General features: G+C 70.3%; 1 protein-coding gene. It reads right to left on the bottom strand.

Translation table 11 applies throughout. The features are described from left to right. On the bottom strand, positions 1 to 286 hold a 286-nt coding region (locus tag LOK78_RS16525), incomplete at both ends, for a hypothetical protein (RefSeq protein ID WP_232635685.1).

The raw sequence follows: 286 nt of genomic DNA, 5'->3' as shown, positions 1-286 counted from the left end.
GCTGGGCCTGGAACACGTTGTCGCGGCGCTCGACGTTGCGCAGCAGCAGGCCCATCAGCAACAGGGACAGCAGCGCGCTCGAGGACGAGATCGAGCACAGGCCGAGGTCGATCAGCAGCGCCGCCAGCAGCATGCCGGGACGCAGCGTGGCCGGCACCTTGCACAGCCGGGTGGCGGCCGCGTACAGGCCATAGGACAGCAGCGCAATGCCGGCGCCCAGCACCAGCTTGCCGCCCTGGCGCATCAGCTCTTCGCCGAAGCTGGTACCGGCGTCCAGCCCCTGGCT

Source organism: Mangrovimonas futianensis, assembly GCF_021245805.1.
Lineage (GTDB): Bacteria > Bacteroidota > Bacteroidia > Flavobacteriales > Flavobacteriaceae > Mangrovimonas > Mangrovimonas futianensis.
This window is presented reverse-complemented; position numbering and strand designations above follow the sequence as displayed.